The sequence below is a fragment of the Burkholderia sp. BCC1985 genome (assembly GCF_905339915.1).
Classification (GTDB): Bacteria; Pseudomonadota; Gammaproteobacteria; order Burkholderiales; family Burkholderiaceae; genus Burkholderia.
Window position 1 is genome coordinate 18,524 of the sequence record NZ_CAJPGY010000044.1, and the last position, 19,100, is coordinate 37,623.

Annotated in this window: 14 protein-coding genes and 1 pseudogene; 4 read left to right on the forward strand and 11 right to left on the reverse strand. The window is 55.8% G+C overall.

Translation table 11 applies throughout. The annotated features are described in order from the left end of the window. Positions 1-190: 190 nt before the first annotated feature. Both mdlC and U4Z31_RS30435 read right to left on the reverse strand, forming a co-directional pair. The gene (mdlC, locus tag U4Z31_RS30430; protein ID WP_321812259.1) at positions 191-1,753 is read right to left on the reverse strand and encodes a benzoylformate decarboxylase; all 1,563 of its coding nucleotides are present in this window, start codon (positions 1,751-1,753) and stop codon (positions 191-193) included. Between the two features lie 50 nt (positions 1,754-1,803). Continuing rightward, entirely contained in the window at positions 1,804-3,240 is a 1,437-nt protein-coding gene (locus tag U4Z31_RS30435) for an NAD-dependent succinate-semialdehyde dehydrogenase (protein ID WP_321812260.1), read from the reverse strand. Positions 3,241-3,822: 582 nt separating this feature from the next. On the opposite strand from U4Z31_RS30435, the gene U4Z31_RS30440 reads away from it, so the two are divergent. Beyond that, positions 3,823-4,716, forward strand: coding sequence for an IclR family transcriptional regulator (locus tag U4Z31_RS30440; protein ID WP_321812261.1), 894 nt, complete (start codon positions 3,823-3,825; stop codon positions 4,714-4,716). Between the two features lie 207 nt (positions 4,717-4,923). On the opposite strand, the gene U4Z31_RS30445 is transcribed toward U4Z31_RS30440, so the two are convergent. Beyond that, entirely contained in the window at positions 4,924-5,877 is a 954-nt protein-coding gene (locus U4Z31_RS30445; protein ID WP_321812288.1) for an MFS transporter, read from the reverse strand. Between U4Z31_RS30445 and U4Z31_RS30450 the strand changes: the two are divergent. Then, a pseudogene (locus U4Z31_RS30450) lies at positions 5,803-6,267 on the forward strand (transposase); the annotation flags it as partial. The gene U4Z31_RS30445 and the pseudogene U4Z31_RS30450 sit on opposite strands and share 75 nt — an antisense overlap. A gap of 647 nt (positions 6,268-6,914) precedes the next feature. Here U4Z31_RS30450 and U4Z31_RS30455 read toward each other — a convergent pair. The 5 genes from U4Z31_RS30455 to U4Z31_RS30475 all read right to left on the reverse strand — a co-directional run bounded on the left by U4Z31_RS30455 (position 6,915) and on the right by U4Z31_RS30475 (position 12,400). Next, positions 6,915-7,775 carry a fumarylacetoacetate hydrolase family protein gene (locus U4Z31_RS30455; RefSeq protein ID WP_321812262.1) on the reverse strand — a complete coding sequence of 287 codons (861 nt, stop codon included), beginning with the start codon at positions 7,773-7,775 and terminating at the stop codon, positions 6,915-6,917. A 41-nt stretch (positions 7,776-7,816) separates the two neighbouring features. Next, complete coding sequence (gene gtdA / locus U4Z31_RS30460) at positions 7,817-8,875, reverse strand: gentisate 1,2-dioxygenase (RefSeq protein WP_321812263.1); 1,059 nt, start codon at positions 8,873-8,875, stop codon at positions 7,817-7,819. 183 nt (positions 8,876-9,058) lie between these two features. Then, positions 9,059-10,201: an FAD-dependent monooxygenase gene (locus U4Z31_RS30465; RefSeq protein ID WP_321812264.1), complete on the reverse strand. Its 1,143-nt coding sequence runs from the start codon at positions 10,199-10,201 to the stop codon at positions 9,059-9,061. Then, complete coding sequence (locus U4Z31_RS30470) at positions 10,198-10,665, reverse strand: acyl-CoA thioesterase (protein WP_321812265.1); 468 nt, start codon at positions 10,663-10,665, stop codon at positions 10,198-10,200. The genes U4Z31_RS30465 and U4Z31_RS30470 overlap by 4 nt, the downstream gene beginning before the upstream one ends. Positions 10,666-10,720: 55 nt before the next feature. Next, positions 10,721-12,400 carry an AMP-binding protein gene (locus U4Z31_RS30475; protein ID WP_321812266.1) on the reverse strand — a complete coding sequence of 560 codons (1,680 nt, stop codon included), beginning with the start codon at positions 12,398-12,400 and terminating at the stop codon, positions 10,721-10,723. Between the two features lie 177 nt (positions 12,401-12,577). Here U4Z31_RS30475 and U4Z31_RS30480 point away from each other — a divergent pair, with 177 nt between their 5' ends. Continuing rightward, a complete protein-coding gene (locus U4Z31_RS30480) occupies positions 12,578-13,504 on the forward strand; it encodes a LysR family transcriptional regulator (RefSeq protein WP_321812267.1) in 927 nt (308 codons plus the stop codon). A gap of 356 nt (positions 13,505-13,860) precedes the next feature. Here U4Z31_RS30480 and U4Z31_RS30485 read toward each other — a convergent pair whose 3' ends face one another. Both U4Z31_RS30485 and U4Z31_RS30490 read right to left on the reverse strand, forming a co-directional pair. Further along, a complete protein-coding gene (locus U4Z31_RS30485; protein WP_321812268.1) occupies positions 13,861-15,135 on the reverse strand; it encodes a hypothetical protein in 1,275 nt (424 codons plus the stop codon). Between the two features lie 315 nt (positions 15,136-15,450). Beyond that, positions 15,451-16,335 carry a GntR family transcriptional regulator gene (locus U4Z31_RS30490; RefSeq protein ID WP_321812269.1) on the reverse strand — a complete coding sequence of 295 codons (885 nt, stop codon included), beginning with the start codon at positions 16,333-16,335 and terminating at the stop codon, positions 15,451-15,453. Positions 16,336-16,524: 189 nt separating this feature from the next. Between U4Z31_RS30490 and purU the strand changes: the two genes are divergently transcribed. Beyond that, entirely contained in the window at positions 16,525-17,391 is an 867-nt protein-coding gene (purU, locus tag U4Z31_RS30495; RefSeq protein ID WP_321812270.1) for a formyltetrahydrofolate deformylase, read from the forward strand. A gap of 289 nt (positions 17,392-17,680) precedes the next feature. Here the strand turns inward: purU and U4Z31_RS30500 are convergent, their stop codons facing one another. Then, positions 17,681-19,075, reverse strand: a complete 1,395-nt coding sequence (locus tag U4Z31_RS30500) for an MFS transporter (RefSeq protein WP_321812271.1) — start codon at positions 19,073-19,075, stop codon at positions 17,681-17,683. Positions 19,076-19,100 lie beyond the last annotated feature (25 nt).

Below are 19,100 nucleotides of genomic sequence, written 5' to 3' on the forward strand. Positions count from 1 at the left end.
TCCGAAGAGCTGCATCCTTGGTAAAGGGCCCCGTCCGTGCACCGACTCGCGGGGTTTCGACCTCACCCGAGAGTCGGTCCAAACGAAACGGTAATGCGGGCAACCCGGCGATAGAATGCCCCACCCGCCAGGACTGCCAATTTCCGCACGATCGAAAGCAACCGCGGAGCCCTTCGAGAGTGACCCGTGTTTAGTTGACAATCACTTCGACGAGAACAGGCCCTGCGGCCGCGAATGCCGTCTGCAGCGCCTCGTCAAGGGCATTCGCCTTCTCGACGCGACAGGCTGGAACGCCATACCCTCGAGCCAGGTGACAAAAATCGATGCCTGTGACTTCCGCTCCAACGACGTCATCCTTGGCGATGCCCATACGCTGAGCCAGCCCGACGAGGGCTGCATAGCCGTGGTTGTTGAGTACGATAAATGCCACAGGAACCCCGCGCTGCGCTGCGGTCCACAACGCCTGGATCGCATAATTGCTCGACCCGTCACCAATAATGGCAATGACCTTTCGATCCGGCACACCCATGGCAATGCCGACCGCTGCTGGCATACCATAACCGAGCGATCCGCTCGCGAAGGTGAAATATGTATCCGGCTTGGTCATCGGTATGAATGCACGCATTGCATCGAGGCTTGTCGGTGCCTCATTGATGATAATGCTGGTCGGCGGGCGATGACGTTCGATCCGTTGCATTAGGAACGCATCGGTCAGCTCACCGGACGAAAGCTCGAATTCCCGGATCATCGGTGGAGGTGCCGACCGCGGAGACGGGGCTGGACCCGTGCATAGTGCTTGGACGGCATGGCGAAGGTTGCCCACGATGGACGTCCCAACTGGCGTCCATGTGGCCGTCGAAGGATCGCTGACGATCTGAATGAGCCGCGCTCCGTCCGGAACGAATGGTCCGCTGCCTTCGACATGATAGGTGAAGACCGGGGCCCCGAGCACAAGGATCAGGTCATGGCCGGCAAGCGCTTCGACGATGGCCTGGCGGTGCCATAGCAGAAATCCCGCGAACAGGGGATGATCTTCCGGAAAGCAGTTCCTGCTTGCGTGAGGAGCTGAGTAGACCGGAGCCTGATGGCGCTCGGCAAGTGAGACGAGATCCTCCCAAACACCGGCCTGAGCCAATTCCTGTCCAACGATAATCACCGGCTTACGAGCTTGTGCCATCGCCTCCGCGGCCTCACCGACAAGCACCGGGTCGGGTAGTACCCGCTGACTCACGATGCGGGCGTCCACGCTTTCACACGCACAGTCCCAGTCATCTACCGGCACGGAAACGAAGGTCGGACCACGCGGCTCTTGCATTGCTACGTAGTAGGCCCGCGCGATGGCGGCCGGCACGTCTTCGGCTCGCGCCGGTTCAATGCTCCATTTGACGTACGGCCTGGGCAATTCGGTCGCTCTTTCCGACGAAAGGTAAGGCTCGAAGGGCAGCATCGACCTGGCCTGCTGCCCTGCGATGATCACAATTGGCGCCTGGTTGCGAAACGCTGTGAAAACCGCCCCCATCGCATGCCCAAGGCCAGCCGCGGAGTGCAGATTGACGAGCGCAGCGTTGCGAGTAGCAAGTGCATACCCGTCCGCCATGCTCACCACGCTGGTCTCTTGCAGCCCGAGGATATAGTCGAAGTCTTTCGGAAAATCCCGGAACATCGCCAGTTCTGTGGAACCAGGGTTTCCGAAGATTTTCGTTATGCCCAGCTTCCGAAGAACCGAATACGTCGCTTCACGGACCGTTGTCATTTCGCCCTCCATCTAGTCAGTCAGTGTTCATCATCAGGTCCGGCATGGAATCACGGCGTCTGGTGTACGTATTTCGTGGTCAAAAACGCATCCAGGCCCTCGGCGCCAAAATCACTCCCGTAGCCGCTATCCTTGACTCCGCCGAACGGTGCATCGACGCTTGCCACCACACAGTTATTGATTCCGACAAGCCCGCACTCAAGCGCATCCGCGATGGAGTTTGCGGTCTCTGCCGAGCGCGTGAACGCGAACGCAGAGAGACCATAAGGCAACGAGTTGGCACGCTCCACCGCCTCGTCGAATGTCGAAAAACGCGACGTCATGGCAATCGGGCCAAAGGGCTCTTCGCGCATCACGCGTGCCGATAGTGGAACGTCAGCCAACAACGTGGGTTCAAAGAAGTATCCTTTGTCTCCGAGCCGATGCCCACCGCTCACGAGGGTCGCGCCGGCCGCGACCGCATCTTCGGTCAGCGATTCCATCGCGGTGAGCCGACGGGCATTGGCAAGCGGCCCCATATTCGTCGCTTCGTCCAGCCCTGAGCCGACGCGCAGCGCTTCGACGTGCCGGGAAAACGCGGCGACAAACCGGTCGTGCACCGACTCGTGGACAAAAAAGCGAGTCGGCGTGAAACACACCTGTCCGGCATTGAAGAACTTGAAGCCGGCCGTAAGGGCTGCTGCGGCTTCGATGTCCGCGTCAGGAAAGATGATGACAGGAGCGTGCCCGCCGAGTTCGAGGGTTACGCGCTTCAGACCGGGGGCGGCGAGTGTTGCCAGATGCCGTCCCACCGGTGTCGAGCCGGTGAACGAGACCTTGCGGATGATGGGGGAAGCGATCAGATGACTCGACACGTCCGACGGGGTGCCGAAGACCATGTTGAGGACGCCCCGGGGCAAGCCGGCCTCTTCGAGCACACGGGCCAACTGCAAGATCGCTGAAGGGGTCTCCTCGGCAGGTTTGATGATGATGGTGCAACCGGTCGCAAGACTCGCGGCGATTTTGCTGCCGCCAAGAACCACAGGCACGTTCCACGGGGAAAAACCGGCAACGGGCCCGACCGGCTCGCGCAAAACGTATGAGCGCCCACCACGCACGCGCCGCGGCAGGACCCGTCCATACGACCGCACGGCTTCGCCGGCATACCAGTCGAACAGGTCCGCCGCGAAACCAAGCTCCCACAGCGCTTCTCCATGAGGCTTCCCCTGTTCCAGGACAAGCAGCCGCGCGATCGGCTCGGCTCGCTCGCGAAGTAGCCTGGCCGCAGTACTGAGGATCCGAGCTCGCTCGTGCGCTGGCGAGCACTTCCATGTACGAAATGCTCGTTCCGACGATTCCAGTGCTCTGTCCAGGTCGTCGGTCGTCGCTATTGGAACCTCACCGATCGTTTCCTGCGTTGCCGGGTTGATGACTGGATACACATCACGATTGCCGCGCGTGATCCATTCACCATCGATATAGAGATGCAAAGGGTCGTGGGTAGCCATGAAGATGAGGATCGATTCCCGGGTCTAACCTGGGGTTGAAGACAATGCCGCAAGACAAACCGGTGGCGACTGCCGAAATCCACGTCCGCTTGATCGGCGACTCATTGAGTTCCTATATCTGAACTGTTCTCAATGATGAACAAAAGTACATGAATGGTCAATTGAGATGCGCGAGGGGAAAGCCCTAAGTTGCGAAATTCCGTATCGCGTGAGCAATTCAGATTGGTGCTTGCAGCAGCAAGGCGGTAAAATGATTCAACCCTGTGACAGCGTTTCATCATGCAGCGACTCGTGGGGTCGGCCGTGTATGATGAGGCTCCGGTGCGTTGTCCGGCATGCCGAGCGATCGACTCGAGTACAGCAGCTTCGACGCCCCGCATCCGCCCTTATCCAAACCATATTGTCCGAAGCGAGAATCGGGATGCCATGGGGTCTATGCCCGGATCATGCCGGCATGGCCGGCAAGCTTGGGATCGTCTTGCAGCAGCCGACACCTACTTGCCGAAGATTTGCTCCGCAGGATACGGCAAGGCCGGCAAACCGCTGTCACTGACCTTGCGTAATATCGCAAAGGATTAGAAGATGCCGCCTATCAACCAGCACACAGTCAGGCGGCTCGCCATGTTTCACGGCGAGTGTCTCGCGAGTACCGCGCGCTGGAATCTTCTAATCGCTCCCAATACAGAAACGCCTGATATCCCGCACGGTCGAATGAGCACGCCACACACGCCAACTTTCAATGTCAAGTCAGCTGCCCGATTCGCAGACATCCTGGAATTCGTGGCCGACTCAGCCAGTCCTCCGACGTTTGCGGACATCGCTACCGGCCTTGGCGTCCCCAAAAGCAGCCTGTTCAACCTGCTCGGCACGCTAACCGAGCGAGGTTACCTCCAACAGAATGGCGCGCGTGGCGGCTACCAGCTAGGGCCGATGATCAGCAAGCTTGCCGGCAAACAATCCCGCCCCGCCTCACACGCACTGGTGGTCCAGCCAATCCTCAAGGAGCTTGCGATGCAGCTCAACGAGACGTGCGGCTACTATGAATTACTCGGCGATGAGGCCGAGGTCATGCGCACCGAAAGCAGTTCGCAGGCACTGGCGTATATCCTGCGCGAAGGGGACCGCGCCCCGCTCTACTGCGTTTCAGCCGGCAAGGCGCTCATGGCACAGTGGTCCACTGAAGAGTTGAAAGCCTATTTGCAACGCACAACGCTGCGCCGCTACACCGAAACAACGCTGACGACTAGCGCCGCACTGACCCGCGAGATGAAGAAAATCCGCGAAGCTGGCCTCGCCTATTCAATGCAGGAGTACAGTACAGGCATCGTCGGCATGGCGATAGTCGTGCACGCCGGCAAGCAGGTGATCGGTGCGCTCAACGTGGCGATGCCGGCAGCGCGCTACAACTCCGAAATGGATTTGCGCGTGCGCCATGCGTTGGCTCAGGCTGCCGCGGCCGTGGAACGCAAGCTTTGATCCATGCAGCCGGCAGACGAGCAGAGCCGGCTTCGAACAGACAAGTAAGCTTTGCGACGCCAGTCATGCCGCGCACAAACTCCCAAGAACGTCTCGATCTCAGGCTATCGACGAAAACGGTGCTCTCAACATTGGGGCACGGTTGCATCGCGCAAACCCTGATGAACGTCGGACATTGACCCGATTTGCTACAAACGCGTCGATGCCCTACAAGTTCATGTTCATCGCTCCATTTTTCCGTTCATCCTGCGGAGTCGTGGACGATAGCATTGAGATGAGCGCGATAGTACACGTGACAATCGGGATAGATAACCGCACGAACAGATCGCGAGGATCACCCGCCATTAGCATCAACCATCCACCGGTCATCGATCCTGCGATTGCTCCGGCGCGGCCTACTGCAAGCGGCGACCAGGCCACGCCTGTCGCGCCGGACGCAGTGGGATAAATCGCCGCGGCAATCAAATTTAAACCGTTTTGTCCACCGATTGCTCCAAATCCTGCGAGGAAGATAGCAGTTGCAAGCCACTCGGCATTAGACATGACATAGCCAATTAATACGAAACATAGTGCTGTGCCAGCGTAAGACACGACCAGTACCTTAACCGGTGCATACGGTCCATCAGTAGCGCGAGGAGGATAGAACCAAATACCCCCCACTGGCAACATTGCACTAATTTGCGCGGCCTGCACGATCGTGTACCCCTCATCCTTCAGAATAGTCGGAAGCCATTTTGTCATCAAATAGAGTGCAAATAGCGAACCAAAGCACGATATCCACGAAAGAAAAGTCTTTCGACTATATCCGGTCGCAAACAGATGAGTCATCGGTGAGCGGAAATTTTCGACCGAATAATCGACCACAAACGTAACTTCATCCCATTCATCGCGCCCTGTAATCTTTCTCATAATTACCCGAAGAGCGGCAAGACCATCAGAGCAACTAGCTAGAAACCGCACGGATTCAGGCATCCAAATAGCTATAAGCGGGAAAATGACTAGCGGAACAACACCTCCGAAAGCCAAGGCACCACGCCAGCCGTACCCTGGAACGATATAGCTAGCGCCCACACCAGCCAGTACAAGGCCCAGCAGCTTGCGGCCTTGCGTAAGCAACGCGACGAGGTCGCTGCCGAAGTGGAGCGACTGGTGCTTGCTCACCCTCTTTGGCCGGTCCTGACCAGCATGCCGGGAGTCGGCGTCAGGACCGCCGCCAGACTCCTGACCGAGGTTGCCCATAAAGCCTTCGCCTCGGCTGCTCATCTGGCGGCCTACGCAGGCCTCGCGCCGGTCACCCGGCGCTCAGGCTCATCGATCCGTGGTGAGCACCCATCCAGAGGTGGCAACAAGGTGCTCAAGCGCGCCTTGTTCCTCTCCGCCTTCGCTGCCTTACGAGACCCAGTCTCGCGCGCCTATTACTCGCGCAAGATCCAGCAAGGCAAGCGCCACAACCAAGCGCTCATCGCGCTCGCACGGCGACGCTGCGACGTTCTGTTCGCCATGCTGCGCGACGGCACCATTTACCAACCCAAGTCAGCCCCTAACGCTTGACGAAACACATAGGGGCACCCCCCGGCGGCAACGGAATTGGCGGCGCGGGAGCCGGTTAAACATGTAGCCAGCGGACGAATGCAGTGTTGTGCGTTTCGAGAGAAAGTATTTTGCGCGAACAACGAGTAACGTCGAGTTGACATCGGTTTGCCGTCAGGATCCCCTGCACATAGCGCGTAGCCTGAGCATCAAACGCAAGCGTTGGCATGATGAGATATGTTTCGTCAGCAAAGACAATATCTCGCTGCAAGGGACTCGCTGCGGCGGCATCGATTCTGATCCCGCCAAGTTAGAAGCGGCATCGCGACGATCGAACCGCCACGCGAGGTTGCGTTGTTGTAGTAGGAGACCCCGGTGTCCACGACTCCGTACAGGGTAATGCTATTCTACGCAAAGGCCGCATGGAAGACGGCAAACAGTAGCGCCGCCATCGAAATTACCTACATTGTTCCTCCGAACCATCATTAACCTTACTAGCCCACCAATCTACCATTACCCAGAATTGGCAAATAGAAGACAATAAATATCTACGGCTCCATTCTATCAACTTAAATCAGAAACTGCTCCAATTAATTCCCCTTCGTATACTCGACAGCCCGCATCCCAACTCAACAAGGCATCGCCCCCAACACGCACAACCGAATACTTTAATCGTTGCCGTGGCGTGTCGCAACCCTTATTCTCAGGCTGCCAATTTTTTCTATCTCGGCGTCCATAACGTCCCCTGCTACAACCGGCCCAACGCCTGCTGGCGTACCCGTCATAATGATATCGCCCGGGTTCAACGTGTATAGCGCACTTGTATATTCGATCAGCCGACGAACACCGACAATCAGGAGCCTCGTATTTGCCTGCTGGCGCAGTTCGCCGTTGACCCGGAGGCTCATCTCGAGCGAATCGGGATCCGGAATTTCGTCAGGCAGAACCAGCCACGGCCCAAGTACAGAATAAGTATCCGCAGATTTACGATAGCAAGGCGTCTCCTGTCCCCGAATGGACATATCCAAGCCAATCGCATAACCAGCAACATAATCTAAAGCCGAATTCGCTTTAACGTATCTGGCAGTCTTACCAATTACCACGGCGAGCTCGACTTCGTGATCGGTACGCCGGTCCGAGAACGCCAACTGCACTTCGTCTGCCGGACCGATAAGCGAACTGTTTGCCTTTAAAAAACCCCCGTAGGCCTCCAGAGTCGTGTATGTCTTCCCCGTGTTGATCTCGTTGTCGGCGTTGGCCTCTTCGATATGCGCGTGATAGTTAACCGGCGCCCCGACGATTTTTCCGGGGTTCGCCACGGGACTTTCCAAGCGGACGGAATCTAGAGAGCGCCTTGACCGCCCCCTCAAATCAATTCCGCGCTCGACAACGCCCTTCAGTTGCGCTATCACGATGTCTCCCTGCGGCACCGGCCAGGAAAGGTTACGGTCAAACAGATCGGTGATATCATAAACACCGTCCCCTACTACCGCACCTACCCGGTTAAAATCATATCTACAGATTTTCATGGCTCGAATTATTTAAATAAAAAAGTTTTACTCGATAAAAATCATGCTCGACGCTCTTCGCGAAGCAAGCCAAGCTTCTCATATACAGGCCTGTCCGAACAAATGAAGAAAATAGAATCCTCGATTGCTTCGAATTGACGGAACGTCCACGATGGAATCGCAAAAACGTCATTCTTATTCAAAATGAAAATCTCGTCGCCGACGCCTACCTTCAACTTTCCCTCAACCAACACCAATACTGAACCGTCAACGGATCTGTACGGCTTAGTTCGATACTCCTTGGGTACAAGCCGAATTCCCGTTGCAATGGTAGGAATAGCCCAATCACCATTGGTGGGGTTCACATACTTGAGTGCATAACCATGACACGGGTCAGGTTCTCCCGCATGCGTCAACCGATAGAGGGCTTCCCGCGTCCTGGAATAAGGATAGTTAAAAATCGGCGATGTGTGATGTTTCCCGCAGTCAACAGGCAGAAGCCCCGAGCCGTACCGCGCGTCCGAATCACCTATTGGCTTGCTAATTAGCTGCTCATTCTCGACATGTTCTTCCCTGAAACCTGCCCCGAGGAAACGAACGAGCGGAAGGTCAAGGCTGTCCATCCATACGACGGGCCCATCAGCCGAACTCCCGTGGTCGTGCCAGGTCCAAGCAGGCGTGATGATGAAATCGCCAGGATGCATCATTGTGCGCTCGCCATTGACGGACGTATATGCGCCACCTCCTTCGATCACAAAGCGCAGTGCAGCCTGGGTATGCCTATGTGCGGGAGCCACTTCCCCAGGAAGCAGAATTTGCAACCCTGCATATAGGGTATCGGTGATTTGTGACGTGCCCGGCAATCCCGGATTTTGCAGAACCAGAACACGTCGCTCTGCATCTTCCGCCGATATCAACTCTGACGCGGTTATCAACTTCTGACGAATTTTTTCATAACTCCAGGCATACGGAACCGCTTTTGGCTTCGGTTCGCGAGGAACTAGCCCCTTGAGAACCTCCCACAACGGGCCAAGATTATCCTTATCCAATTCCCGATAGTACGCTTCGAGTTCCTCCCGATTTCGGGTAACCCTATTCTTATTGCTTTCGCAAACTTTCATGTCGACCTCCAGCCGAAACCTTGAATAATTACAGCAATGTCGTGTTCCCGTTTATGAGGCGACGCGCATCTAGGAAAAAATCCAGAAGCATCCTGTCATCGATTCAGGTCACCTGCTACCGCCCCCGCCTTATCGGAAATTACCGGCGCACCGGTGCCCTACGGAACAGCGTCTCAATCGAGGTCATACCGGAGCACCGGCTTTCCTCCACGCTTCGTAACCCGCCACGAAATCCGGCGACATATTGCGCAGCCGTTCGGAATCAATGCGCCCCGAGCGACTGATATATCTCATCGCGAATTCCCAGGCAGGAAGTTCCATATGACTTGCAAAGTTCTCGTACCAATCTGCGCTACGGTTCGCAGCTACGGTGATTTTTTCCATAACGGGACGCCGCATGGCTTCGAAGCTGCTGAGGATATCGGGCACACTCTCAAGGTTTTCAGCCACGCATTGCGCCAACGTCTGTGCGTCCTCCAATGCCAGTCGTGTACCTGAACCAATGGAGAAATGCGCTGTGCGCAGCGCGTCGCCCACGAGCACACAGTTACCGACCGAAGAGCGCTCGTTGCTGATTTTGGGAAACTGCCGCCAGATGGACCGGTTGGCGACCAACGATGCTCCCTTTAGTTCGTCAGCAAATACCTTTTCACAAAAATGACGCGACTCGTCCTCGCTCATATTGGCAAAACCGATGTTCTTGAAGGTCCCGGCGTCGACCTCCACCAGGAACGTACTCATCGAATCGGAGTACCGATAGTGGTGGGCAGTAAAGTTGCCCTTCGGCAATTTCTTGAAAGTCTGCGTGAGATGCTCAAAGGTACACTTCGCACCAAACCAAGCGAAGTGGTTATCAAGATACTCTATACGGGTGCCAAACTCCCGTTCATAAGTGCGACGAACGAGTGAATTGACGCCATCTGCACCAACGACAAGATCGGCCTCGCTAATCTCGGCAATATCGGTGACGATGCACTGATTGGTCAGAACAACGCCAGTCGACTCGGCTATCCGGCGCAAAATTCCAAGCAGCTTCAGGCGAGCGATAGCCGTAAATCCAACGCCATCGATTCGAATCGATTCACCGTGAATTCTTAATTCGATGTCACGCCAGGCCTCCAAACCACTCGTGATCTGAGCCAACGTCTCGTAATCATTCACTCGCAGGAAATCCAGAGCCTGATCCGAAAATACCACACCGAAACCAAAGGTCGTGTGCGCATCGTTCTGCTCGTATACGTGAACCGTAACATCTGGGTTCTGCCGCTTGATTAGATACGCAGAATACAGGCCGGCCGGTCCGCCACCGAGAATATTGATTTTCATTCTTGCACCTCCAAGGAATTTGCTTCATCGCCTTCAAGCAATATACGCACCACATTCGGCACGGACTCTGCGCGCATCGAAGCGGAATTGCCGATGACGTGCGTCGCCCATACTCGCGTCTCGCGTGCCTCCATCAGAAGCGTCTCCCCGCGCAAAAAGCGATGAACGAAGCTCAATGACTTACCACCGATCTTCTCAACGGTAATTTCATGCCATAGGTGAGCGTTCAAAACCGGTGCATCATGGAATTGCATTGATAACTGGACAACGGGAAGCCCACCACGAGCCGTTTCGCTGTGCGCCGCATTCGGATCAATGCCAAGCGACAGCAGCATCTCGTTCAGTCCGTCAACCATCCACCGAGCATAGTGGGGAAAGAAGATGATGCCTGCCGGATCGCATTCGCTCCAATGCAGGCGGCGTTGATATCGATAGCTGCGCATTCGTTTATGCTCCAATTCCATGTCCCAGCGCGTATGACCGGCGCGCAAATCCATATTGTCGTTGGCGTCGGGGCATTCATACAGCTGCCGCCCGACCGCCCGACGTCGCCTCCTCTGCGAGCCTCTGTGCAATCTGACTGCGCAAATTTGCTCGATCGAGCTTTCCGACGCGGGTGGTAGGAAAAGCGTTACAAGCTTCGATCCGCTCCGGTAGCTTGAACTTCGCCAATCCTTGAGCAATGAGGTACGCGCCCAGTTCCTCCACAGTCGGAAGCGCATGGCCTTCGCGTGCAATCAGGAATGCGCAAGCCTTTTCACCATAGATTGGATCAGGCATAGCGACTACCTTTCCGTCAGCAATGGCGGGATGACAACCGAGCAACTGCTCGATATCCTCGGTACCGAACTTTTCGCCGCCGCGGTTGATATTGTCCCGCATGCGGCCTTCAAAATGAAATATGAGCTCCCCTTCGACTACCTCTGCCTTCATGAGATCGCCGGAGCGAAAGAAGCCGTCTGAAGTAAAGCTCACTGCATTGATATCCGGAGCCGCATAGTATCCGCGCAATGAGGACGGCCCCCGGAAACACAGTTCACCAACCTCACCAATCTGCACCTCGTCGTTGGTGTCGGGGTGAAGCAGCCGAACTTCATCGTAGGGCGAGCATAGCGCCCCCACGCTTCTGTGGCGCACCTTTTCAGGCGAGTCAGACTTACCTGTCGTAACCAACCCTTCAGTTATGCCAAACATATTTGTCGAAGTAACACCGATTGCCCGCTCGATCGGCTCGGCGCCCATCAGCGTGAAGAGACAACGCACGGACGACAAGTCGTGTTGCGCAATGTTCGGATATGCCGCGATCGCAGGCGCATGAGGCCCAATGGTGAAAGCATGCTGTACGCGTTCGTTCTCGATTTCCTCGAAATAACGTGTCACATTCCATTGCGGCAACAACACCGTCGTGGCTCGGTAGAGAACTGTGCGCACGATTGAGAACATCATGCCCGCATTGTGCAATATCGGAAGCGCCCAGATTCCGACGTTGCCGTCGCCGATACCATAACGATCGCACCATGAACGAGTTTGTGCCTGATATTCGGCGTGGTATCGCGGTATAACCTTCGGAACCCCCGTGGAGCCTCCCGATAACTGGAAAACTACCACATCCTCGCAATTGAACTCGTTCGATGTATCTAAAGGCTCCACCTCCAGCGTGCCTTCACACAAGACGTCCAGCGCATGTCCGCCGAATGTTGGGTCGCCGCGTGCAACCACGACGTGTGGAATCTCATAGCGTTGCGCCATTGTGGCAACAAACGGCAACAAGTCGAACCGGCCACCTGCGTCCGCCTGAACGAAATACGCCTTCGGTCGCGTAAGCTCCGCCAACTTCCCGATCTCGAGTTCCCGATATTGAGGAATACTACATACTGGTATGATTCCGGCCTTGAAGCAGGCGAAGAGCGCAACCGCCGTGTCGATGGCCGTACCCATCTGAAACATGGCACGATCGTGCAATTTCAGCCCCAATGCTCTCAAGCGCGCCGCCGCAAGCTCGCTTCTCGCATCGAGTTCGCGGAAGCTTATCCGTCGACCTTCACATACAAATGCTGCCCGGTGCGGCACCTGAGTTGCAACGTTGCGCAGTGCGTCCCCAAGCGTGCGCTTCTCCCAGACGCCCTCATCGAGGTAATAAGCCGCGCGTTCGCGAGAAGCGTATACGACCCCATCGATAGGATGCAGAGGACCTCTCATATCGCCTCCCTTTTTCGGCCGAGCGCCGGCCCGAGCCCATGTTCAGCGCAATACAGACGCACGCTTTGTCTCCTTTACATTGATAAGGTTAGTTGAATAATTTTCTACCTCCATCCTATAAATTTCAATTAATATAAAAGTATATTTCGTATTTGCTAGATAAATATGGAGGAAACTATGAAGTCTGATATCGACTTGCGGTTGCTACGCTTGCTGGTGCAAGTGCACGCTCTCGGAAGCGTCTCGAAGGCGGCCGAGGCAATACAATTGAGCCAGCCGGCAGCCAGTCTTGCATTGGGACGCCTTCGCCGTATCCTTGGTGATCCATTGTTCGTCCGCGGTACGGCCGGCATGCTGCCCACTCCCCGTTGCGACGAAGTTGCAACCACCGCTCGACACGCGTTGTCCATGATCGATCGTGCCGTTCACGTTCCCGCGCCATTTGATCCGATGACAGCCCGGCGAGACTTCGTTGTCACTCTTTCCGATATTGGCGAGATGGTTTTTCTCCCGAAACTGATGGCCCATCTGTCGCAGAAAGCCCCACACTGCAATCTGCGCTCAAAAGCGTTGTCGGTAGATGAACTGCCATATATTTTGGAGGGCGGCGAAGTCGAAATGGCAATCGGGTTCTTTCCGGATCTCGAACGGCCTGGCTTTTTCATGCAGACATTGTTTGAACATCGATTCGTCTGCTTGGTTCGGAAGGATCATCCACGAGTGACAGGAGATAGAATTCCATCTTCCGACTTTCTCGACCTTCCCCACGCAGTGGTCGAACCCGAAGGTCGCAGTCATGAGTTGTTTGAAAATCTGCTCAAGAAGAATGGTCTTAAGCGTCGTGTCCAGCTCAGCATTCCACATTACATGAGTGTTCCCGCGATCGTTGCGGCGACAGATATGATCGCAACAGTACCGACCGTGGTTGCCGAGTATTTCGTTCAATTCGGCAATCTGAGAATTGTTTTACCGCCGATTAACACCCAGCCATACGCGCTTAAGCAGCATTGGCACGAGAGATTCAACACCGATCCTGCTTTAAAATGGCTTCGAGGCGAAATATCCGTAATATTTTCCGATCTTCATTTCGAAAACCATGCCTAACCAATTTACCTATCTTTAATTCTCAATCAATACCAAATTATCCATCTTAATTTATAAACCTCCTAGGTCCGCTCATCCCACATCAACCTGACAAATGGGCACTGCGCAGAGCAACGGCGATTGAATCGAGAAAAACCGACTGGACAGCCGCCGTTCGCGTTCTTTACTGGTCGATCAATCCACGATCCTGACCAGCCGTTTCGAGATTGCACCCCGGCATACTTTCGTGTTTGATGATTTTGACAGCGATGATGGATGCCAATAGACGCCAATATATCAAGTGCATCTAAAAATGCACTACATCAATCGTCGCCATATCGGCATTCCAGATGAAAGTTACCAAAGAACCGCCCCATTCATGCTGCAATGTTAATGCGACGGTTGTCAGTCTTGAACGGGGCGGATGCAACCGTCGCCTTGATTTCGATCTGAGGTGTTCCCGGATTGCCATACAGCACAGTGACAAGCGAGCCCGGCTCTGCGCGCTCAACGTCAATTACGCACAATGACAGCATTTTACGGAACGAGTAGCTGTAGCCGCGCGAAGTCGAAACACCGACCAGAACCCCGCCACTCCTGACCTGGTCGGCATACATGAAACCACGATTGTTACGCGGCATCTCCATGTAGTCATAGGGCTGCCCCTCGCGGAACATCGACGCATAGACTTCGACAACGTCGACTGGATCCCACACAAGCGTACGAATCACACGCCGCGGATTCGCCACCTCGTCGCGCAGCGCATCGCTGCCCAAAAAGTCATGATCGAACTTGATGTTACGTCCCCAGCCGAGCTCGACCGGGCTGCGATACCAATCGGCAATATCGTTCGATTCGAAACTACCCGCGATATTCCAGGTCGAGGCGAACGAAGGGAGTGCCTGTGTGAAGTAATCGCAGTATTCCTTCATGTCGTCGGAGAAGATCGCCGGCATGTAATCAGTGACGATTGTCGGAAAACAGGCCTCAAGGTGATTGATCATCGCAGCCCGATGGCCGAGCCGGCGCATGCCGAATTCCTGACCAGCTTCGAAGACAGCGTTGTACACGTCCTGACTGTGTTCGACCCCTCCTTGCAATTCGAAACCGAGTTCACCTGCCATACCCTGCCGCAAAGCGAGCACTTCATGGCCTGCGATCCAAAGCTTGCCCGAATGCATGAACTTGATGTCGCGCACCGATGCACCGCAGAGCTTCTCCATCACCGGGATCGCCATCGGTCCCGATACCTGGAAATTGAAGCCGTCCGAAGGTACCGATTCGACGTCATATCCACCCTTGCGAAGCTGATAATCGAGCCAGAAACCTCCTCGCCCGAACAGCATGTATTCGTTGTCCGCCAATCGACTCAGGATGCCTTCATGGATGACCTTACCTTTGTCGTCGCAATGCGTGACGTGCTTCGACTGCAAAAGATCAAACTTGGCGAAGCTGTTCACGGAAAAGTCCGAAATTAGCTTCAGCACGTCAGGGCCACGATAGACACGTTGCCACAAGAAAGACCAGTCCCCGATGTAGCAGCTCTCCTTCCAAGATCGACTTTCATCAATCCAGTCCGTGTATTCGCCCAGCCCGAAACGAGAAACATAGTAGCCGGGCGGCGTCTTTCGCATCTCTTGAATCAATGGCATCATTTTTCCTTAGGATAACTACTCAATTTAAAAAAGCTAAAGCAGCGGTATCTGTCGACATGGCTCCCGTTCTATGGGCCTCCTTGCTTTGCGCTTATGCGATGGCGTTTGACAACAGCACCGCGACCGTCGCATGCCTTGACCTTGTTCGATGCCGCGTTGTCACCGATTAGAATAACCGATTGACTTGGCGATCGGCCGCCCCCCCGTCATCGTCGTTAGCTGGTCCTTGAATTCGTCGTGCAACCGAGCGACCAGCCGACGCTGATCAAGCAATTCAGCGCTCATTCCCATGCATCCTTCTAGCGCGGTCTGTCAGTGCCGCGAAGCATAGTGGCGCCCGGAGGGTTGAATCAGGCTCAGACCAGCGATCGCCCCAAACTGTGCGTTACCTTCCATCACGAACTTGAGGAAATTGGTAGCAGAGAATGAATGTTCGATGACGAGCGCTTCGGCACGTGTACCCTGGCGCTGACGGATCAAGTCAACGATGAGCCGGTGTTGCATCTGACTAAGCAGCAGGATTTCGCGGCCGCGCGGATCGCCCGAATGAGCCGAATGCACAAACGCGTTCGGTGCGGCAAAGGGAAGCTTGGTGATTTGGTCGATCGACCGTTCCAGCATCCGGCTGCCTGCGGCTTCGATCAGTAGAGCGTGAAAACGATCATTCAGGACCGCGTACTCGTCAAAAATCGACTCATCCGTGCCGCGCAATACCTCGTCCAGTTTATCGAGACACCGATCGAAAGCGCCGAGCATGGACGAGCTGACACCTCGTTCTGCGGCAAAACGGGCTGCCATACCCTCGAGCGTGCCCCGAACCTGAATTGCGTCATGCACATCCGCCTCGGTGAAGCATGCGACGACATAGGCCCCATTGATGTGCTCGAGCAGGCCCTCGGCGTGCATCCTGACCAGCGCCATGCGCGCAGGTGTACGCGAAACGCCCAAACGCTCGACGATGACGGCTTCCGAGACTCGCTCGCCGGCCTTCAGTTCACCGTCGACGACGAGTCCCCGAAGCCCGAGGATCGCCTTGATGGTCTGGGTCTGACTATCGTCCGACATGATGGTTTCGTCCTCGATTTCAACAGAGCTGCTGCCGCAGTTGCACATCGTCCGCGGCGCCCACACATCCAATGTATACGCAAGGGATACGCTCTGCAATATTGACACGCGAAATTCGGCATTTTTTTGCATAACTCCCCAATTTATAGGTATTAACCCGCTGTTTCACGAATACTTCTTATGAGAATTGAATTTCAATGTATACACTTCGAACTCCCGACGCAGAACTGAACTTGGTGTGGCAAGGATAGCGATGTCTCGCAAGGGGATTCGAGTCTCACAATTGGGTGTAGCGTCGTTCCTGAATATTCGGAGACAGGTATGGAAGAAAGCAGGATTTTGATGAAGCTGTCGTGTATGGATCGACGCGGCATCGTGGCCGCGACAAGCGCTTTCCTGAGCGACGAGAAGTACACCATCGTGGATGCCCAACAGTATGACGACCTCAGTAGCGGTCGGTTCTTTATGCGGATTGAGTTCCAAGCCGACTGCGACAGACCGAAAGACGATCTTTCGGCCCTCAAGGACCGGTTTGAGACGGTCGCGTCGAAGTTCGACATGTGGTGGAACATCCGGCACCGGTCCGCAAAACCGCGCGTGATGCTAATGGCCTCCCGTCAAGATCACTGCCTTCGCGATCTCGTCTATCGCTGGCGAATCGGCGAGTTGCCGATGGAAATATCGGCAATCGTTTCGAACTACCCACGCGAGACATACGTGGGCGCCGATTTCAGCGGCATCCCATTTCACTATCTGCCCATCACGCCTGCCACCAAGGCCGCGCAGGAAGCCCAAGTCCTCCAACTGGTGGCCGAGACAAAAACCGATCTGGTCGTGCTGGCCCGCTATATGCAAATCTTGTCGGACAATTTCACCGAGCAGCTAAGCGGCCGGTGCATCAACATTCACCATTCGTTCCTGCCTGGATTCAAGGGGGCAAGGCCCTATCATCAGGCGCACGAACGCGGCGTGAAGCTCATTGGTGCGACCTCGCATTTTGTGACCGCCGACCTAGACGAAGGTCCGATCATCGAACAGGACGTACTGCGCATTTCACATCGGGATACGCCGGAAGATCTGGTAAGAAAGGGGCGGGATATCGAGCGTCAGGTGCTGGCCCGCGCCTTGCTGGCCTGGCTCGAAGACCGGGTCATCCTGAACGGCAAGACTACCGTCGTCTTTGGTTGACCGGCGTTGCCCGCTTGTCGGTCGCGATACGTGACAGTCAGCGATGATCATGTATGCGCCGGTCGGGTGACAACCCACAACCGAGTCGGGCATTGCGCGTCCGGCTCAATGCGCGCGCGATGCAAAATTGACTTGAGATAACGCTGCATGTACATCGACAAGCGCGCCGGACCTGTAGAATGCCGAGAAGCCATAGATGCCCTGCTTCGCCCGGATCCGGCATGTCAGCCATTTCTCAGCAAACAGCGGCTTAGGCGACACTCGCCCGCAACGTGATGCGAAACGCGCACTACACGTCATCTGGCAAACGCTTACCATTGGTTTCCGGCAAGAACGGTGTCAGCGACAGCCCGAGCAAGTAAATGCACCCGACCGTCACAGCCGCGTGACCGTAACCATCGAAGCGCGAGATCAACGTACCCGCGACCAGCGGCCCGGACCACGCAAGCAGACGCGGCACGTTAAAGCAAAACGCGATAGCCGTGCCTCGTATGCGTGTGGGAAACAGTTCAGGTAGCCAAGTCGGCATCCACGTGTACTGACCGAGACTGAAAAATCCCGTCGCCGCCGACACTATCAGTAGCGGCACGATGTCGTGTGTCCACATAAACAGAACTGGCGTCATCACGAGCGCCATGCCGAAAAACAGAAATGTGATGCGCTTGCGCCCAAACGCGTCGGCCATGAAACCCAGACTAATGTAGCCCGCAATCGCACCAGCGTTGTATGCCATGCCTGCGAAACTCGCCCAGCGCGCCGCCGGCAGTCCGGCCTGAGCCGCAACCGAGCCGATATACGGCGGCACCCATGTCGAAATGCCCCACCATCCCAACGTCGTCGTGAGCGACATCAGTACGGCGATGATCGTGCGACGACGCAGCGTCGGTGCTAATAACAGGTCGACAATCGTAAAGCGGTTCAACTTCTGCTCGTGCTCATCAAGCGTCGCGCCGTCGCGCCGCCGCGCGCGAACCACCTTGCGGCTTTGGTTGATGTGTACCCAGTGCTCCGACTCGGGCACGCCCCTTCGCATCCACAACGTCGCTAGACCCGGCAGCACGCCTAGCAGATACATATAGCGCCATGCCCATTCGCCCGTCTGACTCATGAACAGCCATACAAGCGACGCGGCGAAAAAACCCATTCCGAGCCCACATTGCATCAACCCCGCACCCTTGCCACGATGGCGGTCCGGCCATAGCTCTGCTGTCATCGCGGTACCCGTCGCCCATTCCGAGCCCATAGCCAGTCCGACGATGAAGCGAAGCGCGACGAACGATTCCCAATTCCACGCGAACGCGCTCAGACCGGTCGTCAGCGAATATGCAAGGATGGCGAAGATCATCATGCGCTTGCGGCCGATATAGTCCGTCAAGATGCCACCGAGCAAGCCGCCCACGCCCCAGCCAAGCAGCGTCAGCGCGATGACAAGGCCGGCATAGAACGGAATATGCAGATACAGCGCGGGTTCGAGTAACTGGCGCAGCGCGACGCCGACCGTCAGAATCAGCGCGTAGGTTTCGTAGCCGTCGAACAGCCACCCGAGATTGGACGCGAACAACGCATTCCACTGCTTGCGGTTGAGCACACGGTACCAAGGCGCCGATTGACCGACTCCAGCTTGCGCGGCAAGCGGAGCGGCCGCGGGCCTGCTCCGCCCGGTATTGCCAGAGGGACGTTGCATCAGGTGTCTCCGTTTTTCTTGTTGG

Bases quoted from the DNA above. Each gene is read 5' to 3' on its own strand.
- mdlC (WP_321812259.1), bottom strand. From the start codon at position 1,753: ATGACAACGGTCCGTGAAGCGACGTATTCGGTTCTTCGGAAGCTGGGC.
- U4Z31_RS30435 (WP_321812260.1), bottom strand. From the start codon at position 3,240: ATGGCTACCCACGACCCTTTGCATCTCTATATCGATGGTGAATGGATC.
- U4Z31_RS30440 (WP_321812261.1), top strand. From the start codon at position 3,823: ATGCCGCCTATCAACCAGCACACAGTCAGGCGGCTCGCCATGTTTCAC.
- U4Z31_RS30455 (WP_321812262.1), bottom strand. From the start codon at position 7,775: ATGAAAATCTGTAGATATGATTTTAACCGGGTAGGTGCGGTAGTAGGG.
- gtdA (WP_321812263.1), bottom strand. From the start codon at position 8,875: ATGAAAGTTTGCGAAAGCAATAAGAATAGGGTTACCCGAAATCGGGAG.
- U4Z31_RS30465 (WP_321812264.1), bottom strand. From the start codon at position 10,201: ATGAAAATCAATATTCTCGGTGGCGGACCGGCCGGCCTGTATTCTGCG.
- U4Z31_RS30470 (WP_321812265.1), bottom strand. From the start codon at position 10,665: ATGGAATTGGAGCATAAACGAATGCGCAGCTATCGATATCAACGCCGC.
- U4Z31_RS30475 (WP_321812266.1), bottom strand. From the start codon at position 12,400: ATGAGAGGTCCTCTGCATCCTATCGATGGGGTCGTATACGCTTCTCGC.
- U4Z31_RS30480 (WP_321812267.1), top strand. From the start codon at position 12,578: ATGAAGTCTGATATCGACTTGCGGTTGCTACGCTTGCTGGTGCAAGTG.
- U4Z31_RS30485 (WP_321812268.1), bottom strand. From the start codon at position 15,135: ATGCCATTGATTCAAGAGATGCGAAAGACGCCGCCCGGCTACTATGTT.
- U4Z31_RS30490 (WP_321812269.1), bottom strand. From the start codon at position 16,335: ATGCAAAAAAATGCCGAATTTCGCGTGTCAATATTGCAGAGCGTATCC.
- purU (WP_321812270.1), top strand. From the start codon at position 16,525: ATGGAAGAAAGCAGGATTTTGATGAAGCTGTCGTGTATGGATCGACGC.
- U4Z31_RS30500 (WP_321812271.1), bottom strand. From the start codon at position 19,075: ATGCAACGTCCCTCTGGCAATACCGGGCGGAGCAGGCCCGCGGCCGCT.